This window comes from Streptomyces sp. 4N124 (assembly GCF_052245395.1).
GTDB lineage: Bacteria > Actinomycetota > Actinomycetes > Streptomycetales > Streptomycetaceae > Streptomyces.
Genome location: NZ_JBQQBS010000001.1, coordinates 286,235 through 302,418 on the forward strand (window position 1 = coordinate 286,235; position 16,184 = coordinate 302,418).

Consider the following 16,184-nt stretch of genomic DNA (forward strand, 5'->3'; position numbering starts at 1 on the left):
ACATGGACGACGACATGCAGGACTTCACCGCCGAGGTACGCCGCTTCCTCGACACCCACGCGGCGAAGGCCCCCGACCGCACCGCCTTCACCTGGGGCGAGGGCGACGACTCGATGGCGTACTTCAGCAGCCTCCCGCCCGAGGAAGACCTCCAGCACGTCCAGCGGGCCCGCGACTGGCAGCGCGTCCGCTACGAGAACGGCTTCGGCTGGATCACGGGCCCCGAGGAGTTCGGCGGTCGCGGACTGACTCCGATCCATGACGTCGTCTACGACGCAATCGAGGCCGAGTACGACGTCCCCGACACCGGCACCATCAGCGTGGTCGGCCTGGGCATGATCGGCCCGACGATCCTCGCCCACGCCCAACCGCACCTGAAGGACCGCTGGCTGCCCGCGATGTATCGCGGGGACGCCATCGCGTGCCAGCTGTTCAGCGAGCCCGGCGCCGGGTCCGACCTGGCGAGCGTGACCACCCGCGCCGTACGCGACGGCGAAGACTGGGTGCTCGACGGACAGAAGGTGTGGACGTCCGTCGCCCAGCACAGCCAGATCGGCCTCGCCCTGACCCGGACGAACCCCAAGGCGCCGAAGCACCGCGGCATCACGGCGTTCCTGGTGCCCATGGACGCACCCGGCGTCGAGGTGCGACCGCTCCGGCAGATGACCGGCGGCGCGGACTTCAACGAGGTGTTCCTCACCGGCGTACGCATCCCCGACGACCACCGTCTCGGCGAGGTCGACGGCGGCTGGACGGTCGCCCTGACCACGCTGATGAACGAGCGGGCGACCGTCGGCAGCGAGGGCGCGGGCCCCGTGGGCGCCGCTCTCTCCCCGGACCGTCTGGCCGCCCTGATGCGTGCCACCTGGACCTGGGAGGACCGCGCCCTGCGTGCCCGCCTCGCCGAACTCCTCGTGGATGTCATGGCCACCGGCTACCTCAACGCCCGCGCCACGCGCGCCCTGCGTTCCGGAGTCACACCCGGCCCCGAGAGGTCCGTCTCCAAGCTGATGTACGGTCAGAATCTCACCCGCGCCGCCCACTTCGCGTCCGACGTCCTCGGCCCGCGGATGATCGCCGACACCGGCGAGTGGGGCACGTACGCCTGGTCCGAACTCCTCCTGGCCACCCCCGCGTTGCGCATCCTCGGCGGCACCGAGGAGATCATGAAGAACATCCTCGCGGAACGCGTCCTCGGACTGCCCAAGGAGGCACGGTCGTGACCGTCGACGACAGCGGACTGCGCGAACTGCGGGCAGCCGTACGGGAGTTCCTGGAAGCCAAGTCGCCCGAGGACGTCGTCCGCAAGCTGATGGAGAGCGAGTCGCGCTTCGACCCGGCGGTGTGGGCACAGGCCTCCGACCAGCTGCGGCTCCCCGCGCTGACCGTCCCGGAGGAGTACGGCGGTGACGGCTTCGGGATGGTCGAACTCGGTGTGGTCCTGGAGGAGATGGGCCGCGCCCTGCTGTGTGCGCCCTTCTTCGCCACGGTCGTGCTCGCGGTCCCGGCCCTGCTCGCGTCCGGCGACGCGGAGGCCTGCGCGCGCCATCTGCCCGGCGTCGCCGACGGACGGACCACGGCGACGCTTGCCGTAGCCGAGGACGCCGGATCCTGGGACCCCGCGCTGGTCTCCGCACGAGCCGTGGGGGACGGCCGATGGCGGCTGACCGGCGGCAAGAGCTTCGTCATCGACGGGACGACGGCCGATCTCATCCTGGTCGTCGCCCGTACCGTCGCCGGTCCTTCCCTGTTCGCGGTCGACCGTACGGCCGCGGGTCTGACCGCCGAGCCCATGGAGACGCTGGATGCCACCCGGGCGATGGCCCGGCTCACCCTCGACGCCGTACCCGCGACGCTCGTCGGCGCGGAGGGCGCGGCCGAGCGGACCGTGAGCCGGGTCCTGGACCTCGCCTCCGTCGGACTCGCCGCCGAGCAGGCGGGCGGGGCGCGGCGCTGCCTGGAGGAGAGCGCCGCATACGCCCGCACCCGCCACCAGTTCGGCCGGCCCATCGGCTCTTTCCAGGCCGTCAAGCACAAGTGCGCCGACATGCTGGTCCAGGTGGAACTCGCCGAGGCCGCGAGCCGGGAGGCCGCGCGGCTCGCCGCCGAGGGCTCGGACGAGTTCCCGGTGGCCGCCGCCGTTGCGCACGCCTGCTGCTCGCGGGCGTACATGTTCGCGGCGATGGAGAACATCCAGGTCCACGGCGGCATCGGCTTCACCTGGGAGCACTCGGCCCACCTGTACTTCCGGCGGGCCAAGTCCTCCCAGCTGCTGTTCGGCGGTCCCGGGGTGTATCACGAGCGGCTGCTGGACCGGTTGGGCATCTGAGACCGCGCCGTCAGTCGTGACGGAGGGGCCGCCGGCACAGCCGGCGGCCCCATAGCGTCTCCCTCAGCCGCGAGCGGCCTCCCCGAGCAGCGCCTTGGCGATGATGACCTGCTGGATCTGACTGGTGCCCTCGTAGATGCGGAACAGCCGGGCATCGCGGTAGAAGCGTTCGACCGCGACCCCGCGCATGTATCCCGCGCCGCCGTGGATCTGCACCGCCCGGTCGGCGACCCGCCACACCATCTCGCTGGCGAAGTACTTCGTACAGGACGGGCCGACCTTGATGTCTGTCCCCGCGTCGAAGCCCCGGGCCGCCTCCAGGACCGTGGCACGCCCGGCGTAGTAGTCGGTCATGGAGTCGGCGATCAGACCCTGGATGAGCTGGAAGGAGCCGATGAGCTTTCCGGACTGCCTGCGGGTGCTCGCATACGCGACCGACTCGTCGACCAGCCGCTCGGCCATCCCGACCATCAGGGCCGAGATGTGCACCCGCCCGTGCGCGATACAGCCCATCGCCGTGGCGAAGCCGCGGTTCAGGCCGTCCTCGCCGCCGACGAGCGCTTCGGCCGGTACGCGTACGTCGTCGAAGTAGACATCCGCGGTCCAGGCGCCGAACTGGCCCATCTTGTGGTCCTTGGGCGCCACGGTGAGGCCGGGCGTGCCGGCCGGGACCAGGAAGGTGGAGATGCCGCGGGTGCGCGGGGCCTCGTCGTCGGTGCGGGCGAAGACCATGAAGACGTCGGCGAGCGGGGCGTTGGTGATGTACCGCTTGGCGCCGTTGATCACCCACTCGTCGCCCTCCAGGCGAGCCTTGGTCGTGAGCGTCGACGGATCGGAGCCGGCGTCCGGTTCGGTCAGCGCGAACGACGCCAGTACGTCGCCGGAGGCGATCCTCGGCAGCCAGTGGGCCTTCTGCGCCTCGGTGCCGCCGACCATCAGAACGTGCCCGGCGATGCCGTTGTTGGTGCCGAACATCGAGCGCAGGGACGGCGTCGTATAGCCCAACTCGAACATCAGCTGGGCCTCTTCGTACATCGAAAGCCCCAGCCCGCCGTACTCCTCGGGCAGCGCGAAGCCGAACAGGCCCATCTTCTTGGCCGCCTCGCGGATCTCCGCGGGCATCTCGTCCTTCTCGTCGATCTCCGCCTCCAGCGGCACGACGCGCTCCCGGACGAAACGCCGGACCTCGGACAGCACCGCGGAGAAGTCGTCCGCGTCCATGTCGCCTCCCTGGCTCACTGCTGCTCTGACTCGTCGGGATCATCGGGCTTGTCGGCATCCGGCCGGTAGCAGACGGCGAGAAGCGCCGCCGCGCTCGCCACCCCGACCCCGGCGGCCAGCACCGCGGTCCCCGCACCCGTGCGCCCGCGCCTGAGCAACCCGTCCACCGAATACCGGCCGTTGCCGAGTGCGGCCAGCGCCACCGCCGCGCCGCCCACGACACCGACGTACTCCCAGCCGCCCTTGAAGACGAAGAAGCCCTTGCCGCGGTGATCGGTCCGCGCGGCCACCGTCATCAGGCCCACGGTCGCCGCGGCGGGCAGCGGACCGGCGGCCCCCAGCGTGATGGCCGCGCCCGCCGCCATCTCGGTCCCCGCCGCCATCCGGGCGTGCACCTCGGCCGGCTTCAGCCCGAGCGCCTCGAACCAGCCCGTCGTCCCCTTCAGCCCGCCCGGCCCGGCGACCTTGTTCCAGCCGTGGGCGATCAGCATCGGGCCGAGCGTGGCACGCAGGACCAGCGCGGCGGCGTCCTGGCCCTTCACTGGCCCACTCCAGTGGCGCGTCCAGCGGGGGCGACGCCGTACAACTGGGGTACGGCTTCGAGGAGTTCGTCGCAGGTGAGGGCCTTGCCGGTCCGGCTGGGGTGGACGCCCGCGACCGTCCAGCCCTGGAGGCGGTTCAGCCGGTTGCCCTCGATGCGCAGGACCTGACCGGTCAGCCAGGCCGCGCTGTCGGAGGCCAGGTAGACGACGACTCCGGAGGCGTTGGCGGGATCGCGCGGGTCGAAGTCGTCGGTGGCCTGCAAGGAGTCGCCGACCGCCAGTCCGTCCGTCATCCGGGTGGCGGCGATCGGCGAGATGGCGTTCGCGGTGACGCCGTACCGGCGCATCTCCAGGGCCGTGAGGACGGTGAGCCCGGCGACTCCGGCCTTCGCGGCGCCGTAGTTGGACTGCCCCGCGTTCCCGAACAGCCCTGTCCCCGACGTCGTGTTGATGACGCGCCCGGCGACCCGCTCCCCCCGCTTCGACGCCTCACGCCAGTACGCGCACGCGTGCCGGGTCAGCGCGAACGTGCCCTTCAGATGCACCGCGATCACCGCGTCGAACTCGGCCTCGCTCATCGAGAACAGCATGCGGTCCCGCACGATGCCCGCGTTGTTCACCACTATGTCGAGCCGCCCGAACTCCGCGACGGTGTCCGCCACCATGGCTTCGGTGGCTGCCCAGTCCGAGACCGAGGCGTGGTTGGCGACGGCCCGTCCGCCGAGCTTGGTGATCTCGGTGACGACGTCGTCGGCGGGGGAGTCGCCGGTCTGCTCACCGTGCACGCCCGCGCCGAGGTCGTTCACCACCACCGTGGCGCCCGCTTCCGCGAGGGCCAGGCAGTGCGCACGGCCCAGCCCCCGTCCACCTCCGGTCACGATCGCGACCTTGTCGTCGAGGATGCCCATGACCTACCTCCCCAGCTCGTCGAGTATGTCGTCGGTGTGCTCGCCGAGCGTCGGCGCACCGGTGCGCGGCTTGTCGTCAACTCCCCAGAAGCTGACGGGAGTCGCGACGGTCCGCAGTGGTGGCGCCTCGCCCATGCCGGGCTGTTCGACGAACGCGCCGACCGCCTCCACCTGCGGATCGGCCGCCACCTCCGCCAAGGTCTGCACGGGCGCCCACCACACGCCCTCCCCGTCGAACCGCTCCGCCCACTCGGCCAGCGGTCGCTTCGCGAACTCCTCGTCGAACACGGCGATCAGCTCGCGCACGTGCCCCCGTCGCGCCTTACCGGTCGCGAACCGCTCGTCGTCCCCCAGGTCCTCACGGTCCAGCGCTTTGAGCACACCCGGCCAGTGCCGGTTGCCCTCCAGACCGACCAGCCAGAACCAGCGATCGTCGGCGGCCCGGTAGCTGTTGTAGAGGGGCGACTCGTGCTCGGTGCGCGGGCGGGTACGGCCGCGCTTGCCGAAGAAGTTCTGCAGGGCGAGGTCGTTGCCGTTGGCGTACGTCCCCGAGCGGAGCAGCGATACGTCGACCACGCCGCCCTCCCCGGTGCGCTCGCGTCGCAGCAGCGCGGCCAGCACGCCCGCCACCAGGTTCGCCGCGGCCGTACGGTCGCCCAGGCCCGGTCGGATACCGGGCGGCGGCTCACCGGCGGGGTTGAGCATCGCGGCGATCCCGGGACGGGCCCAGAACGCGGAGACGTCGTAACCCGCCCGGTCGCGCTCGGCGCCCGTCCAGCCGTACCCGGTCAAGGTGCCGACGACCAGGCGCGGATGGCGTGCCCGTATCTCGTCGGGGGACAGACCCAGCCGTTCCAGGGCGCCCGGACGGAGGTTCGTCACGAACACGTCCGCGCGCTCCAGGAGTTGCTCCAGGTGCGCCTTGCCGTCCGCCGCCCGCAGATCCAGCACGATCCCTCGTTTGCCCCGGTTGTCCGTCTCGAACGGCGGCGCGCTGTCGATCTCCTGACCGACGTGGCGCAGGGTGTAGCGGTTGGGGTCGCCGGTCGGCGCCTCCACCTTGATCACGTCCGCGCCCCAGTCGGACAGCATGGTGGCCGCGGCCGGTGCCGCCACCCACATGCCCAGCTCGACGACGGCAATGCCCTCCAGTGGCCGCACGGCCCACCTCCACTTCGTCAGATCCGCCAAGTCCGCCAGGTCCGCCAGGTCCGCCAACGTCCGCTACAGGCCGCGGAATTCACCGGGCCGGCGCTCCCGGAACGCCTTGAGCCCCTCGGCGCGGTCCTCGGTCGAGAACAGCACCGTCACGCTCTCGCGCTCGTACGTGATCGCCGCTTCCAGATCCATGCCGAGCCCGTAGTCGATCAGCCGCTTGCCCGCGGCGAGCGCCAGCGGGGCACCGGCGGCCAGTCGGCTCGCGAGCGCCTCGGCCGCCGCGAGGGCACTGCCGGGTTCGGCCACCTCGTTGACCAGGCCCAGCTCGCAGGCCCGTTCGGCGTCGATCGGCTCGCCGGTGAGGATCATCTGCTTGGCGATGGCCGGCGGCAGCAGCCGCGGCAGCCGCTGCGTACCGCCCGCCCCCGGCAGCACGCCGAGCTTCATCTCGGGCAGCCCGAGCAGCGCGCCCCGCTCGGCGACCCGCAGGTCACACGCGAGCGCCAGCTCCAGTCCGCCGCCGTACGCGAACCCGTGCACGGCCGCGACGGACGGCTTCGGAAAGTCCTCAAGCAGCGCGTACGTCTCCGTCAGGCGCCCCACGAAGGCACGGAACTGCCCGGGCGCCGTGCACGACTCGATCTCACCGATGTCGGCACCCGCCGAGAAGCCACGCCCCTCGCCGGCCAGGACGAGAGCCCGGACGTCGTCGTTGTGGCGCACCTCGGTGAGGGCGTCCTTCAGCAGGCCGACCGTCTCGGAGCCGATGGCGTTGAGCCGCTTCGGCCGGTCCAGGGTCAACACCGCGATCCGGTCGCGGAGTTCGACACGCAGCACGCTGTCCACCTCAGACCATCGTGAGGCCGCCGCTGACCGAGAGCGTCTGCCCGGTCATATAGGCGGCGTCGTCGGACGCGAGGAAGGCGACGACACCGGCGATGTCGGCCGGCTGCGCGATACGGCGCAGCGGGATCGCGCGGGCGGTCGCCTCGTACATCTTCTGGCTGTACTCGGCGACTTGGCCGAGCAGCGCGGTGTCGGTCGGGCCGGGGCAGACGCTGTTGACGGTGATGCCGTGCCGGGCGACCTCGCGGGCCAGTGTCTTGCCGAAGGCGATCACTCCGCCCTTGGTCGCCGAGTACACGGCCTCTCCCGAGGAGCCGACCCGGCCGGCGTCGGAGGCGATGTGGATGACGCGCCCGCCGCCCCGCTCGATCATCGGGTCGAGGACGGCCCGCGTCATGGTGATCGTCCCGCGGAGGTTGACCGCGATGATGCGGTCCCAGTCCTCCTCGCGGCTGTCGGTGAAGCGCGCGATGACATCGACGGCGGCGTTGTTGACGAGGATGTCCACCGGTCCCAGCTCCGCGGTCACCCGCTCCACCGCGGCCCGGACCGAAGCGCTGTCGGAGATGTCCGCGCCGACTCCCGCGGCGCGGACCCCGTACCGCTCGGCGAGCCCGGTGGCGACCTTGGCGGCGGCCTCCGTGTCCAGATCGCAGACGGCGATCGAGCATCCGATGGCCGCGAGCCGGTCGGCGATCGCCTCGCCGATACCGCGTCCCGCCCCGGTGACGAGTGCCACCTTGTCCCGTTCGCTCACGCGCCCTCCCTGTCCCGGCAGTCGATAGAGCGCTATCGTATAACTACTTCAGCTAAATAAGCGAGATGCGTGAGTGGGGAGCCGAGCATGCGCCGTACGATCTTCACCGCTGAGCACGAGATGTTCCGGGAGACCGCTCGCTCCTACTACCTGCGCGAATGTGCACCGCACGCTCAGGAGTGGGAACGGGACGGGCAGGTGAGCCGGGCCGCCTGGACGGCCGCGGGCAAGGCCGGGCTGATCGGCTGGCAGTTCCCGGAGGAGTACGGCGGCCAGGGCATCCGGGACTTCCGCTACAACGCCATCATGGCGGAGGAGATGCATGCCACGGGGTCCGTCGGCATCGGGCTCGGGCTGCAGAACGACGTCATCCCGCCGTATCTGACGCACCTCACCACCACGGAACAGAAGGCGCGTTGGCTGCCCGGCGTGACCAGCGGCGAGACGATCTGCGCTCTCGCCCTGTCCGAACCGGCCGCCGGGTCCGACCTCAAGGGCATCCGCACCACCGCGCGCCGCGACGGCGACGAGTGGGTGATCGACGGCTCGAAGACCTTCATCACCAACGGCATCCTCGCCGACCTGGTCATCGTCGCCTGCAAGACCGACCCCGAGGCCGGGCACAAGGGCATCAGCCTGATCGTCGTCGAGCGCGGCACCGAGGGCTTCGAGCGCGGGCGCAAGCTGGACAAGGTCGGCATGAAAGCACAGGACACCGCCGAGCTGTTCTTCCATGAGGTCCGCGTCCCGGCCGAGAACCTGATCGGCCAGGAGGGGCGCGGTTTCTACCACATGATGGGCAACCTGCCGACCGAGCGGCTGGCCATCGCGGTCGCCGCCCTCGCCTCGGCCGAGCGGGCCTTCGAACTCGCCCTGGACTACGCCAAGACGCGGGTCGCCTTCGGCCGGCCGATCGGCGAGTTCCAGGCCAACCGATTCGCACTCGCCGACATCAAGGCGAAGCTGGGCGCCGCCCGGGTCTATCTCGACGGCTGCATCTTGGCGCTCTACGAGGGCGAGCTGACCGCCGAGGAGGCCGCCGCCGCCAAGTACTGGACCACCGAGACCGGCTGGGAGGTCATCGACCGCTGTATGCAGCTCTTCGGCGGTTATGGCTACGTCAACGAGTACGAGATCGCCCGGATCTGGCGCGACAGCCGGGTCCAGCGGGTGTTCGGCGGGACCTCGGAGATCATGCAGGAGATCATCGGGCGCTCGCTGGGGCTGTGAGTGCGTCGCGCGCATTGATTACCTTCGATAAATAGGTTATCTATTTAAGCGGTAAGGTCGGGGCGGCTCCAGGAGGCATCCATGGTCACGGTCGATGTGAAGCTGCACCAGGTCCGGGCCGAGCGGGACCTTCCCCGGCCGCGGCTGGTCATCGGCGGCAAGGACGTCACCGACGGCAGCGGGGGAGTGTACGAGCACCGGAACCCCTCGACCGGCCTGATCCAGGCGTACGTCCCGCTCGCGGGCGCCACCGAGGTGGACCGGGCCGTGGCCGCCGCCCGGGGAGCCTTCGAGGTGTGGGGCCGGATGCGACCGGCCGAGCGGCGTCGGCTCCTGACCCGGTTCGCCGGGTTGATCCGCGACCACATCGAGGACTTCGCGGCGATCTGCCCGCTGGAGAACGGCGTCTGTATCGGCGGCTGGGCGGAGAACGTCGGCCCGCATGTCGCCGAGTGGACCGAGTACTACGCCGGCTGGGCCGACAAGATCGAGGGCATGGTCGGCGCGGCCTACAGCCCGCACGAGAACGTCGAGTACACCATCGCCGAGCCGTACGGCGTGATCGGCCACATCATCACCTGGAACTCCCCCGCGCTGTCGCTGGCGATGAAGGTGCCGCCGTCGCTCGCCGCCGGGAACACGGTCGTGATCAAACCGGCCGAGTCGACGCCCTTCTCCGCGCTCCTCTTCGCCGACCTCGCGCACGAAGCCGGCATCCCGGAGGGCGTCATCAACGTCGTCACCGGGCTCGGCGACGCGGGCGAGGCCCTGGTCTCGCACCCCGGGATCGACAAGATCTCCTTCACCGGCGGCCCCGCCACCGCCCGCCGCATCATGGCGACCGCGGCCCAGAGCCTCAAGCCGGTCCTGTTCGAGCTCGGCGGCAAGTCCGCCAACCTCCTCTTCGCCGACACCGACCTGGACGCCGTCGTGCCGTACTGCGCGGCCTTCGCCATGAGCAACACCGGCCAGGGCTGTGCGCTGCCGACCAGGCTGCTGGTCGAGCGGCCGATCTACGAGGAGGTCGTCCAGCGGGTGACAGGGGTCGTGGCGCATCTACCGGTCGGCGACCCGCTCAACCCGGCGACGTACATCGGACCGCTCATCAACGCCACCGCCCGCGACCGCGTCCAGAGCGTGATCGACAAGGCGGTCTCCGGCGGGGCGGGACGGCTCGTGCTCGGCGGCGAACGCATCCACTCCGAGGGCTACTTCGTCACGCCGACCGTCTTCGCGGACGTCGACAACCGCAGCGACCTCGCCCAGCAGGAAGTCTTCGGCCCGGTGCTGGCCATCACGCCCTTCGACACGGAGGACGAGGCGGTCGCGCTGGCCAACGACACCGAGTACGGACTGTCCGCGTACATCCAGTCCCGGGACATCGGACGCGTCAACCGACTGGTGCCGCGCCTGAAGGCCGGGACGGTCTACGTCAACCCCGGCCCCAACCCGATCACTTCGCCCACCACGCCCTTCGGAGGCGTCGGCATCAGCGGGTTCGGGCGCGAAGGCGGACGGGCCGGGCTCGACGAGTTCATCAACGTCAAGGGCGTCGGCGTCGGCCGCGCCTGACCGAGCATGGGGAGCAACGACGTGCAGACCTTTCCTGGGGGATTCCCCCCAGACCCCCGCGCCCGCCGCCTGACCTTCGGTGACCTCGTCCGCGAGCACCGCCGGTCCTTCCCCGACGCCGTCGCCCTGGTCGACGGTGAAACCCGCCTGACCTGGCCGGAGTTGGACGAACGCACCAACCGGCTCGCGAACGCGCTCAGCGTGACCGGCGTCGGCCCCGGCGACCGGATCCTCTGGCTCGGCCAGAACTCCTTCCGCATCTGGGAACTGCTCGGCGCCGCCGCGAAGCTCGGCGCCATGGTCTGCCCCGGCTACTGGCGCTGGGCCGCCCCCGAGATGGCGTTCGCGGTGCAGGACTTCGACCCGAAGGTCGTGGTCTGGCAGGACGAGGAGATCGGCGAGACGGTCGGCAAGGCGCGGGCCGAACTCGGCGACGGACAGCGGGCGTTGTGGCTGCGCCACGACACCGAGGGCGCGGGCTCCTACGAGGACTTCCTCGCCTCGGGATCGGCCGACGACCCGGACACCGACGTCGACCCCGACTCCGCCCTCCTGGTCATCTACACCGCCGCGATCACCGGACGCCAGTCCGGCTCCATGCTCTCCCACCGCAACCTGCTCGCGATGGGCACGAGCGCCGCCTGGATGGGCGACATCGGCCACGAGACCGCCTTCCTCGGCGCCGGACCCATGTTCCACATCGGCAACTACCAGTTCTGGGGCGTCCCCGCCTTCGTCCACGGCGGCAAGAACGTGATCGTCCGCCGCGTGGTCGCCGAGGAACTCCTGCCACTGCTGGCCGCCGAGAAGTGCACCCACGCCTACCTGATGCCCCCGACCACAGCCCAGCTCGTCGCCCTCAACCGCGAGGCCGGGCACGACCTGTCGCACCTCCGCGCCAGCGTCGCCGCGCAGGTCTGGGAGGGCATGGTCCCCACCGACGTCAGCCGCTTCACCCGCAACGGCGGCGGCGAGGGCCGCGGCTACGGCCAGACCGAGGTCACCGGCTTCGCCGTCACCGGCGCCTACGGCGGCATGGGCGCCGGCAACGCGGGACGCCCCGGCCCCTTCACCGCCGTACGCATCCTCGACGAGCGGGGTGCGGAGTGCGAGGTCGGCGAGATCTGCGTCCGCGGCGACCTCGTCCACCTCGGCTACTGGAACCGCCCCGAGATCAACGAGGAGCGCTTCCGCTTCGGCTGGTGGCACACCACCGACCTCGGACGCCGTGAGCCCGACGGCACGATCAGCTTCCTAGGCACGACGACCCGCATGCTCAAGTCGGCGGCCGAGAACATCTTCCCGGCCGAGGTGGAGAACTGCATCGAAGCCCACCCGGCCGTGAAGGAGGCCGCCGTGATCGGCGTGCCCAACCAGCGCTGGTCGCAGGACGTCAAGGCGGTCGTGGTCCGCCAGGAAGGGGCGGAGGTCACCGCGGAGGAGATCATCGACCACTGCCGGTCCCGCATCGCCTCGTACAAGAAGCCGAAGACGGTCGAGTTCATCGACGCCCTGCCCCGCACGGGCGGCTACGCCAAGGACTACGACACCCTCGACACCCGCTTCGGCGGCGGCGGTTACCCGGGCGGCGACACGCTCGGCGCGGGGCGATGACCGGCCGAACGCCCGTCGTCGCGGGCGTGTACGCCACCGAGCAGGCCCTGTCGCTCCCACACCGCGACGCCATGGACCTCGCCCTGGAAGCGGTACGCGGCGCCATCGAGGACGCCGGTCTCACCCCGGCCGACGTGGACGGCGCCCAGGTCGACTGGCCGGGCCCGGGCGGCGTACCCGGCGAGGGCAGCTCCTGGGCGCGGATGCTCGGCCGGGACCTGCGGTGGACGAGCGACTCGATGCTCGACAACGCGGGATCGAGAGGCCTGCTGAAGGCAGCGGCCGCCATCAGCGCCGGATACGCGGACACCGTCGTCGTCGGCGGCTGCAAGCTCGTCTCCCGCGGCACCGGACCCGTCGGCGCCGGGGTGCCGCTGGAGTTCGCGGACGTGTGGGGCAGCTACGTCGTCGCCCAGTTCGCCCTCGTCGCGGCCCGGCACATGCACGAGTACGGTACGACCTCCCGCCAGCTCGCGGAGGTCGCCGCCACCATCCGCAACAACGGCACCACCAACCCGGAGGCGATGATGTACGGCCGCGGCCCGTACACCGCCGACGACGTCCTCGCCTCCCGCATGGTGGCCACGCCCTTCCACCTGCTGGACTGCTGCATCGTGGGGGAGGGCGGCGCGGCGCTCGTGGTGACGACCGCCGAACGGGCCCGGGATCTCGGACAGCCGCCCGTCGCCGTGCTCGGCGGCGGCATGGAGTACCACCAGGCCGCGTACGCCAACCCCGCACTCCACCGGGACGTCGGGCAGCTCGGCCGGGACGCGGCCACCCGCGCCTACGCGATGGCGGGCGTGAGTCCTCACGACGTCGACGTGTTCTCCCTCTACGACCCCAACTCCTTCGAAGTCATCCGCCAGTTGGAGATCCTCGGCCTCTGCGGCGAGGGCGAGGGCGGTCCGCTGGCCGCGAGCGGCGCCATCGCCGTCGGCGGCAAGCACCCCGTCAATCCGGACGGCGGCTGTCTGGCGTACGCGTGGAACGGGACGCAGCAGATGACCCTCAAAGTCGTCGAGGCCGTACGGCAGTTGCGCGGCACGGCCGTGCACCAGGTCGAGGGCGCCGAGCTGGCCGTGGTGGGCAACGCCGGGTCGGGGGCGCAGCACTACGAGATGAGCGTGCTGGGGAGGATGCGATGACCGGCAGACCCGTGCCCCAGCCGACGGAGTTGTCGAAGCCGTTCTGGGAGGCGGCCCGGCGCGGCGATCTCGTCGTCCCGTACTGCCCCACCTGCGACCTGCGCTTCTTCGTCCCCGAACCCGCCTGCCCGGGGTGTATGGCGAAGGACTGGCGGTACGCCCCCAGCGCGGGCCGGGGCACCGTCTACTCGGTGACCGTGGTCCACCGCGCACCCGGCCCGGGCTTCGACCAGCCCTTCGCGCTCGCCGTGATCGACCTCGACGACGGGGGCACCCTGCTGACCCACGTCGACGCCGGCGACCCCGACAACGTCGTCATCGGCATGCGGGTCCGAGTCGACTTCCGCCCCCTCACCTCGGAGATCACCCTGCCGTACTTCGTGCCGGACACCGGTGACCGAAGGAGATGGACGCCGTGACGAACACACCGGTACGGGTACCCAAGATGGCCGAGCTGGTCGCGGCGCAGCTGCGGCGGATGATCGTACGCGGGGAACTCGCCGAAGGAGACGCGCTGCCCGCCGAGACGGCGCTCATGGAGGAGTTCGCCGTGTCGCGGCCGACGCTGCGCGAGGCGTTCCGGGTGCTGGAGTCGGAGGCGCTGATCAGCGTGCGCCGAGGAGCCCGGGGCGGGGCGCGGGTGCAGGTCCCGGAGGGCACGGTGGCCGCCCGGTACGCGGGCGTGGTCCTGGAGTACCGGGGCACGACCCTGAAGGACGTCTACGACGCGCGTACGGTGATCGAGGCGCCCTGCGCCGGGCTGCTGGCCCAGCGCCGTACGGACCAGGACCTGCAGCGGCTGCGGTCGGCGGTCGCCGAGGCCGAGCAGCTGATGGACGATCCGTCGGCGTTCATCCGCGCCCACATGGAGTTCCACGCCCTCGTCGTCGAACTCGCCGGCAACCAGACTCTGACCGTCCTCAACGGCATGGTCCGGCACATCATCGACCAGGCCAACTGGTCCCATGTCGATCTCGACGCGGGCAGTGCCGAGAACGTGCGGGCCAACCGGCGGGGCTTCCGCGCCCATGTCGCCCTCGTCGACCTGGTGGAGGGTCGGCGGTCCGAGGCCGCGGAGGAGCTGTGGCGGGTGCATTTGCAGGAGGCCGAGGACTATCTGCTGCAGAACAGATCCATGACGACCGTGCTGGACCTGCTCGGCTGAGCCGGCCCCTCATGCGGGGTCGGCGGGCGGCGGCGGGGGAAAGGCCGTGCCGCCCAGCCACACCGGAGTCACCCGCACACCGCTGATGCGCCACTGACCGCCCTCGCGGAGATAGGTGTTGTCGTACCAGCCGCCGACCGACCACCAGTGGGTGGGATCGGCCTCTTCCGGCAGGTGGACGGCGTGGAGGTACGAGCGGGAGGCCGCCTCGTCGTCGTCCACGGTGATCTGATGGTTCGTGCTGATGTGGTGGGTGCGGTGGTAGCGGCCGAGGTCCCTGGCCACCAGATCGGCGAGTCCCGCGCGCCCCCGGTGCACGACCCCGGGCAGTTCCAGGGTCCCCTTCTCGGTGAACAGGGCCGCGTAGCCCTCGAAGTCCTTCTCGTCCAGGCGACTTGCGAAGGCCACCAGCAGGTCGCCGATGGCCATACGGTCGAGGAGCAGGCGCACGTCAGCGTCGGAGGGCATCGTCACCGAGACCTTTCGTGAAGGTTGATGGGGAGGCGGAGGCGGCGGGATCAGACGCCGCGGAGCAGGACGGCGTAGAAGGTCAGCCCGGGGCCGAAGGCCATCGCCAGGCCGTACTGCCCGGCAGCCAGAGGTGTACGGCTCTGCAGTTCCCGTATCACCAGGGGCAGGCCGGCGGAGGCGCAGTTGCCGTACTCGCGCAGGACGCACCGGGAGGCGGCGACCGCGTCGGGGGTGAGGCCGAGGCCGCTTTCCACCGCGTCGATGATGCGCCGCCCGCCCGGGTGCACCGCCCACCAGCGGACGTCGGCGACGCTCAGCGAGTGGCGCGCCAGCAGCCTGCCGACCGCGTCCGGCACCAGGCGTTCGAGGACGTCGGGCACCTCCGGGGACAGGCCCATCCGGAACCCGTGATCGCCTACGGTCCACAGCATGTGGTCCTCGTGCTCGGTGTCCGTGTGCGCCAGCATGTCCACGATCCGCAGACCTGTGCCGTCCCCGGCCGGCGCGTCCGGCTGGACGACGGTGGCGGTGACCGCGTCGCCGAACAGGACGTGCACGACGACCTGGTCGCCGTCCCACGGGGGCGGCTGCAGATGCAGCGACGACAGTTCCGCGTTCAGCAGCACGGCCGGGCGCCGGTGGAGGCGTACGTAGTTGGCGCAGGCGGCCAGCGCGGGCAGCGCCGCGAAGCAGCCCATGTGGCCTACGAGGAGCCGCTCCACGTGCGGTGACATCCCCACGTCGCGGGAGACCCGGGTGTCCAGGCCCGGCGCCGCGTAGCCGGTCGAGGACGCCACGCACAGCAGGCCCACGTCGGCCGGGTCCACCCCGGTGGCGTCCAGGGCCGAGGCGACGGCATCCTTGCCCAGCGGCAGAGCTTCCTGCAGATAGCGGCGCATGCGCGCGGCCGTGGACCAGTCGCTGATGTCCTCCAGCAGCGGGCTCACCGCCAGGTGACGCCGCGCGACGCCTGAGTGCGCGGCGATCCGTGCCGCGATCCGCTGGTTCGGGCTGCTGGCCCGCAGCAGGTCGACGACGTCTTCCTGACGGCAGGCGATCGCCGGCAGCGCCGCACCGAATCCGGCGATCACCGATGACTCAGACATGCGCACCAGGTCCTTCCGCCGGCGACTGATCGAACAGCCTAGGGCGAGCGATCGCGGTGGCGGAGAGGCGCGCGGGGGCACTGTGGATCAGGGTGCGGTGGGCGTGAGCCGGAGTGA

Annotated in this window: 16 protein-coding genes; 8 read left to right on the forward strand and 8 right to left on the reverse strand. The window is 71.2% G+C overall.

The annotated features are described in order from the left end of the window. The first annotated feature begins 2 nt into the window (after positions 1 to 2). Together ACTWQO_RS01285 and ACTWQO_RS01290 are read left to right on the forward strand one after the other, a co-directional pair. The gene (locus ACTWQO_RS01285; protein ID WP_443235295.1) at positions 3 to 1,223 is read left to right on the forward strand and encodes an acyl-CoA dehydrogenase family protein; all 1,221 of its coding nucleotides are present in this window, start codon (positions 3 to 5) and stop codon (positions 1,221 to 1,223) included. Next, positions 1,220 to 2,329, forward strand: coding sequence for an acyl-CoA dehydrogenase family protein (locus ACTWQO_RS01290; protein WP_443235296.1), 1,110 nt, complete (start codon positions 1,220 to 1,222; stop codon positions 2,327 to 2,329). Before ACTWQO_RS01285 ends, ACTWQO_RS01290 begins: the two co-directional genes overlap by 4 nt. A 63-nt stretch (positions 2,330 to 2,392) precedes the next feature. Here the strand turns inward: ACTWQO_RS01290 and ACTWQO_RS01295 are convergent, their stop codons facing one another. The 6 genes from ACTWQO_RS01295 to ACTWQO_RS01320 form a co-directional block, all read right to left on the reverse strand. Next, positions 2,393 to 3,550, reverse strand: coding sequence for an acyl-CoA dehydrogenase family protein (locus tag ACTWQO_RS01295; RefSeq protein ID WP_443235297.1), 1,158 nt, complete (start codon positions 3,548 to 3,550; stop codon positions 2,393 to 2,395). A gap of 14 nt (positions 3,551 to 3,564) precedes the next feature. Beyond that, positions 3,565 to 4,092 (reverse strand): DoxX family protein, encoded by a 528-nt coding sequence (locus ACTWQO_RS01300; RefSeq protein ID WP_443235298.1) that lies wholly within the window; start codon positions 4,090 to 4,092, stop codon positions 3,565 to 3,567. Further along, positions 4,089 to 5,000, reverse strand: coding sequence for an SDR family NAD(P)-dependent oxidoreductase (locus ACTWQO_RS01305; RefSeq protein WP_443235299.1), 912 nt, complete (start codon positions 4,998 to 5,000; stop codon positions 4,089 to 4,091). Before ACTWQO_RS01305 ends, ACTWQO_RS01300 begins: the two co-directional genes overlap by 4 nt. 3 nt (positions 5,001 to 5,003) lie before the next feature. After that, complete coding sequence (locus ACTWQO_RS01310) at positions 5,004 to 6,161, reverse strand: CaiB/BaiF CoA transferase family protein (protein WP_443235300.1); 1,158 nt, start codon at positions 6,159 to 6,161, stop codon at positions 5,004 to 5,006. 63 nt (positions 6,162 to 6,224) lie between these two features. Beyond that, complete coding sequence (locus ACTWQO_RS01315; protein WP_443235301.1) at positions 6,225 to 6,995, reverse strand: enoyl-CoA hydratase/isomerase family protein; 771 nt, start codon at positions 6,993 to 6,995, stop codon at positions 6,225 to 6,227. A gap of 10 nt (positions 6,996 to 7,005) precedes the next feature. Then, on the reverse strand, positions 7,006 to 7,761 hold the full coding sequence (locus ACTWQO_RS01320) for an SDR family NAD(P)-dependent oxidoreductase (protein ID WP_443235302.1): 756 nt from the start codon (positions 7,759 to 7,761) through the stop codon (positions 7,006 to 7,008). 87 nt (positions 7,762 to 7,848) lie between these two features. Between ACTWQO_RS01320 and ACTWQO_RS01325 the strand changes: the two genes are divergently transcribed. From ACTWQO_RS01325 to ACTWQO_RS01350, 6 genes are all read left to right on the forward strand, one after another. Next, the gene (locus tag ACTWQO_RS01325) at positions 7,849 to 8,991 is read left to right on the forward strand and encodes an acyl-CoA dehydrogenase family protein (protein ID WP_443235303.1); all 1,143 of its coding nucleotides are present in this window, start codon (positions 7,849 to 7,851) and stop codon (positions 8,989 to 8,991) included. Between the two features lie 81 nt (positions 8,992 to 9,072). After that, positions 9,073 to 10,563 carry an aldehyde dehydrogenase family protein gene (locus ACTWQO_RS01330; RefSeq protein ID WP_443235304.1) on the forward strand — a complete coding sequence of 497 codons (1,491 nt, stop codon included), beginning with the start codon at positions 9,073 to 9,075 and terminating at the stop codon, positions 10,561 to 10,563. A 21-nt stretch (positions 10,564 to 10,584) separates the two neighbouring features. After that, positions 10,585 to 12,177, forward strand: a complete 1,593-nt coding sequence (locus tag ACTWQO_RS01335; RefSeq protein WP_443235305.1) for an AMP-binding protein — start codon at positions 10,585 to 10,587, stop codon at positions 12,175 to 12,177. Next, positions 12,174 to 13,325: a thiolase family protein gene (locus ACTWQO_RS01340; protein WP_443235306.1), complete on the forward strand. Its 1,152-nt coding sequence runs from the start codon at positions 12,174 to 12,176 to the stop codon at positions 13,323 to 13,325. The genes ACTWQO_RS01335 and ACTWQO_RS01340 overlap by 4 nt, the downstream gene beginning before the upstream one ends. Further along, positions 13,322 to 13,744 (forward strand): Zn-ribbon domain-containing OB-fold protein, encoded by a 423-nt coding sequence (locus tag ACTWQO_RS01345; RefSeq protein ID WP_443235307.1) that lies wholly within the window; start codon positions 13,322 to 13,324, stop codon positions 13,742 to 13,744. The genes ACTWQO_RS01340 and ACTWQO_RS01345 overlap by 4 nt, the downstream gene beginning before the upstream one ends. Then, complete coding sequence (locus tag ACTWQO_RS01350) at positions 13,732 to 14,490, forward strand: FadR/GntR family transcriptional regulator (RefSeq protein WP_443235308.1); 759 nt, start codon at positions 13,732 to 13,734, stop codon at positions 14,488 to 14,490. The genes ACTWQO_RS01345 and ACTWQO_RS01350 overlap by 13 nt, the downstream gene beginning before the upstream one ends. A 9-nt stretch (positions 14,491 to 14,499) precedes the next feature. Here the strand turns inward: ACTWQO_RS01350 and ACTWQO_RS01355 are convergent, their stop codons facing one another. Beyond that, a complete protein-coding gene (locus tag ACTWQO_RS01355; protein WP_443235309.1) occupies positions 14,500 to 14,958 on the reverse strand; it encodes a nuclear transport factor 2 family protein in 459 nt (152 codons plus the stop codon). A 50-nt stretch (positions 14,959 to 15,008) separates the two neighbouring features. Further along, positions 15,009 to 16,067 carry a type III polyketide synthase gene (locus ACTWQO_RS01360; RefSeq protein ID WP_443235310.1) on the reverse strand — a complete coding sequence of 353 codons (1,059 nt, stop codon included), beginning with the start codon at positions 16,065 to 16,067 and terminating at the stop codon, positions 15,009 to 15,011. Positions 16,068 to 16,184 lie beyond the last annotated feature (117 nt).

Bases quoted from the DNA above. Each gene is read 5' to 3' on its own strand.
- ACTWQO_RS01360 (WP_443235310.1), bottom strand. From the start codon at position 16,067: ATGTCTGAGTCATCGGTGATCGCCGGATTCGGTGCGGCGCTGCCGGCG.
- ACTWQO_RS01285 (WP_443235295.1), top strand. From the start codon at position 3: ATGGACGACGACATGCAGGACTTCACCGCCGAGGTACGCCGCTTCCTC.
- ACTWQO_RS01340 (WP_443235306.1), top strand. From the start codon at position 12,174: ATGACCGGCCGAACGCCCGTCGTCGCGGGCGTGTACGCCACCGAGCAG.
- ACTWQO_RS01295 (WP_443235297.1), bottom strand. From the start codon at position 3,550: ATGGACGCGGACGACTTCTCCGCGGTGCTGTCCGAGGTCCGGCGTTTC.
- ACTWQO_RS01325 (WP_443235303.1), top strand. From the start codon at position 7,849: ATGCGCCGTACGATCTTCACCGCTGAGCACGAGATGTTCCGGGAGACC.
- ACTWQO_RS01350 (WP_443235308.1), top strand. From the start codon at position 13,732: ATGGACGCCGTGACGAACACACCGGTACGGGTACCCAAGATGGCCGAG.
- ACTWQO_RS01305 (WP_443235299.1), bottom strand. From the start codon at position 5,000: ATGGGCATCCTCGACGACAAGGTCGCGATCGTGACCGGAGGTGGACGG.
- ACTWQO_RS01330 (WP_443235304.1), top strand. From the start codon at position 9,073: ATGGTCACGGTCGATGTGAAGCTGCACCAGGTCCGGGCCGAGCGGGAC.
- ACTWQO_RS01345 (WP_443235307.1), top strand. From the start codon at position 13,322: ATGACCGGCAGACCCGTGCCCCAGCCGACGGAGTTGTCGAAGCCGTTC.
- ACTWQO_RS01355 (WP_443235309.1), bottom strand. From the start codon at position 14,958: ATGCCCTCCGACGCTGACGTGCGCCTGCTCCTCGACCGTATGGCCATC.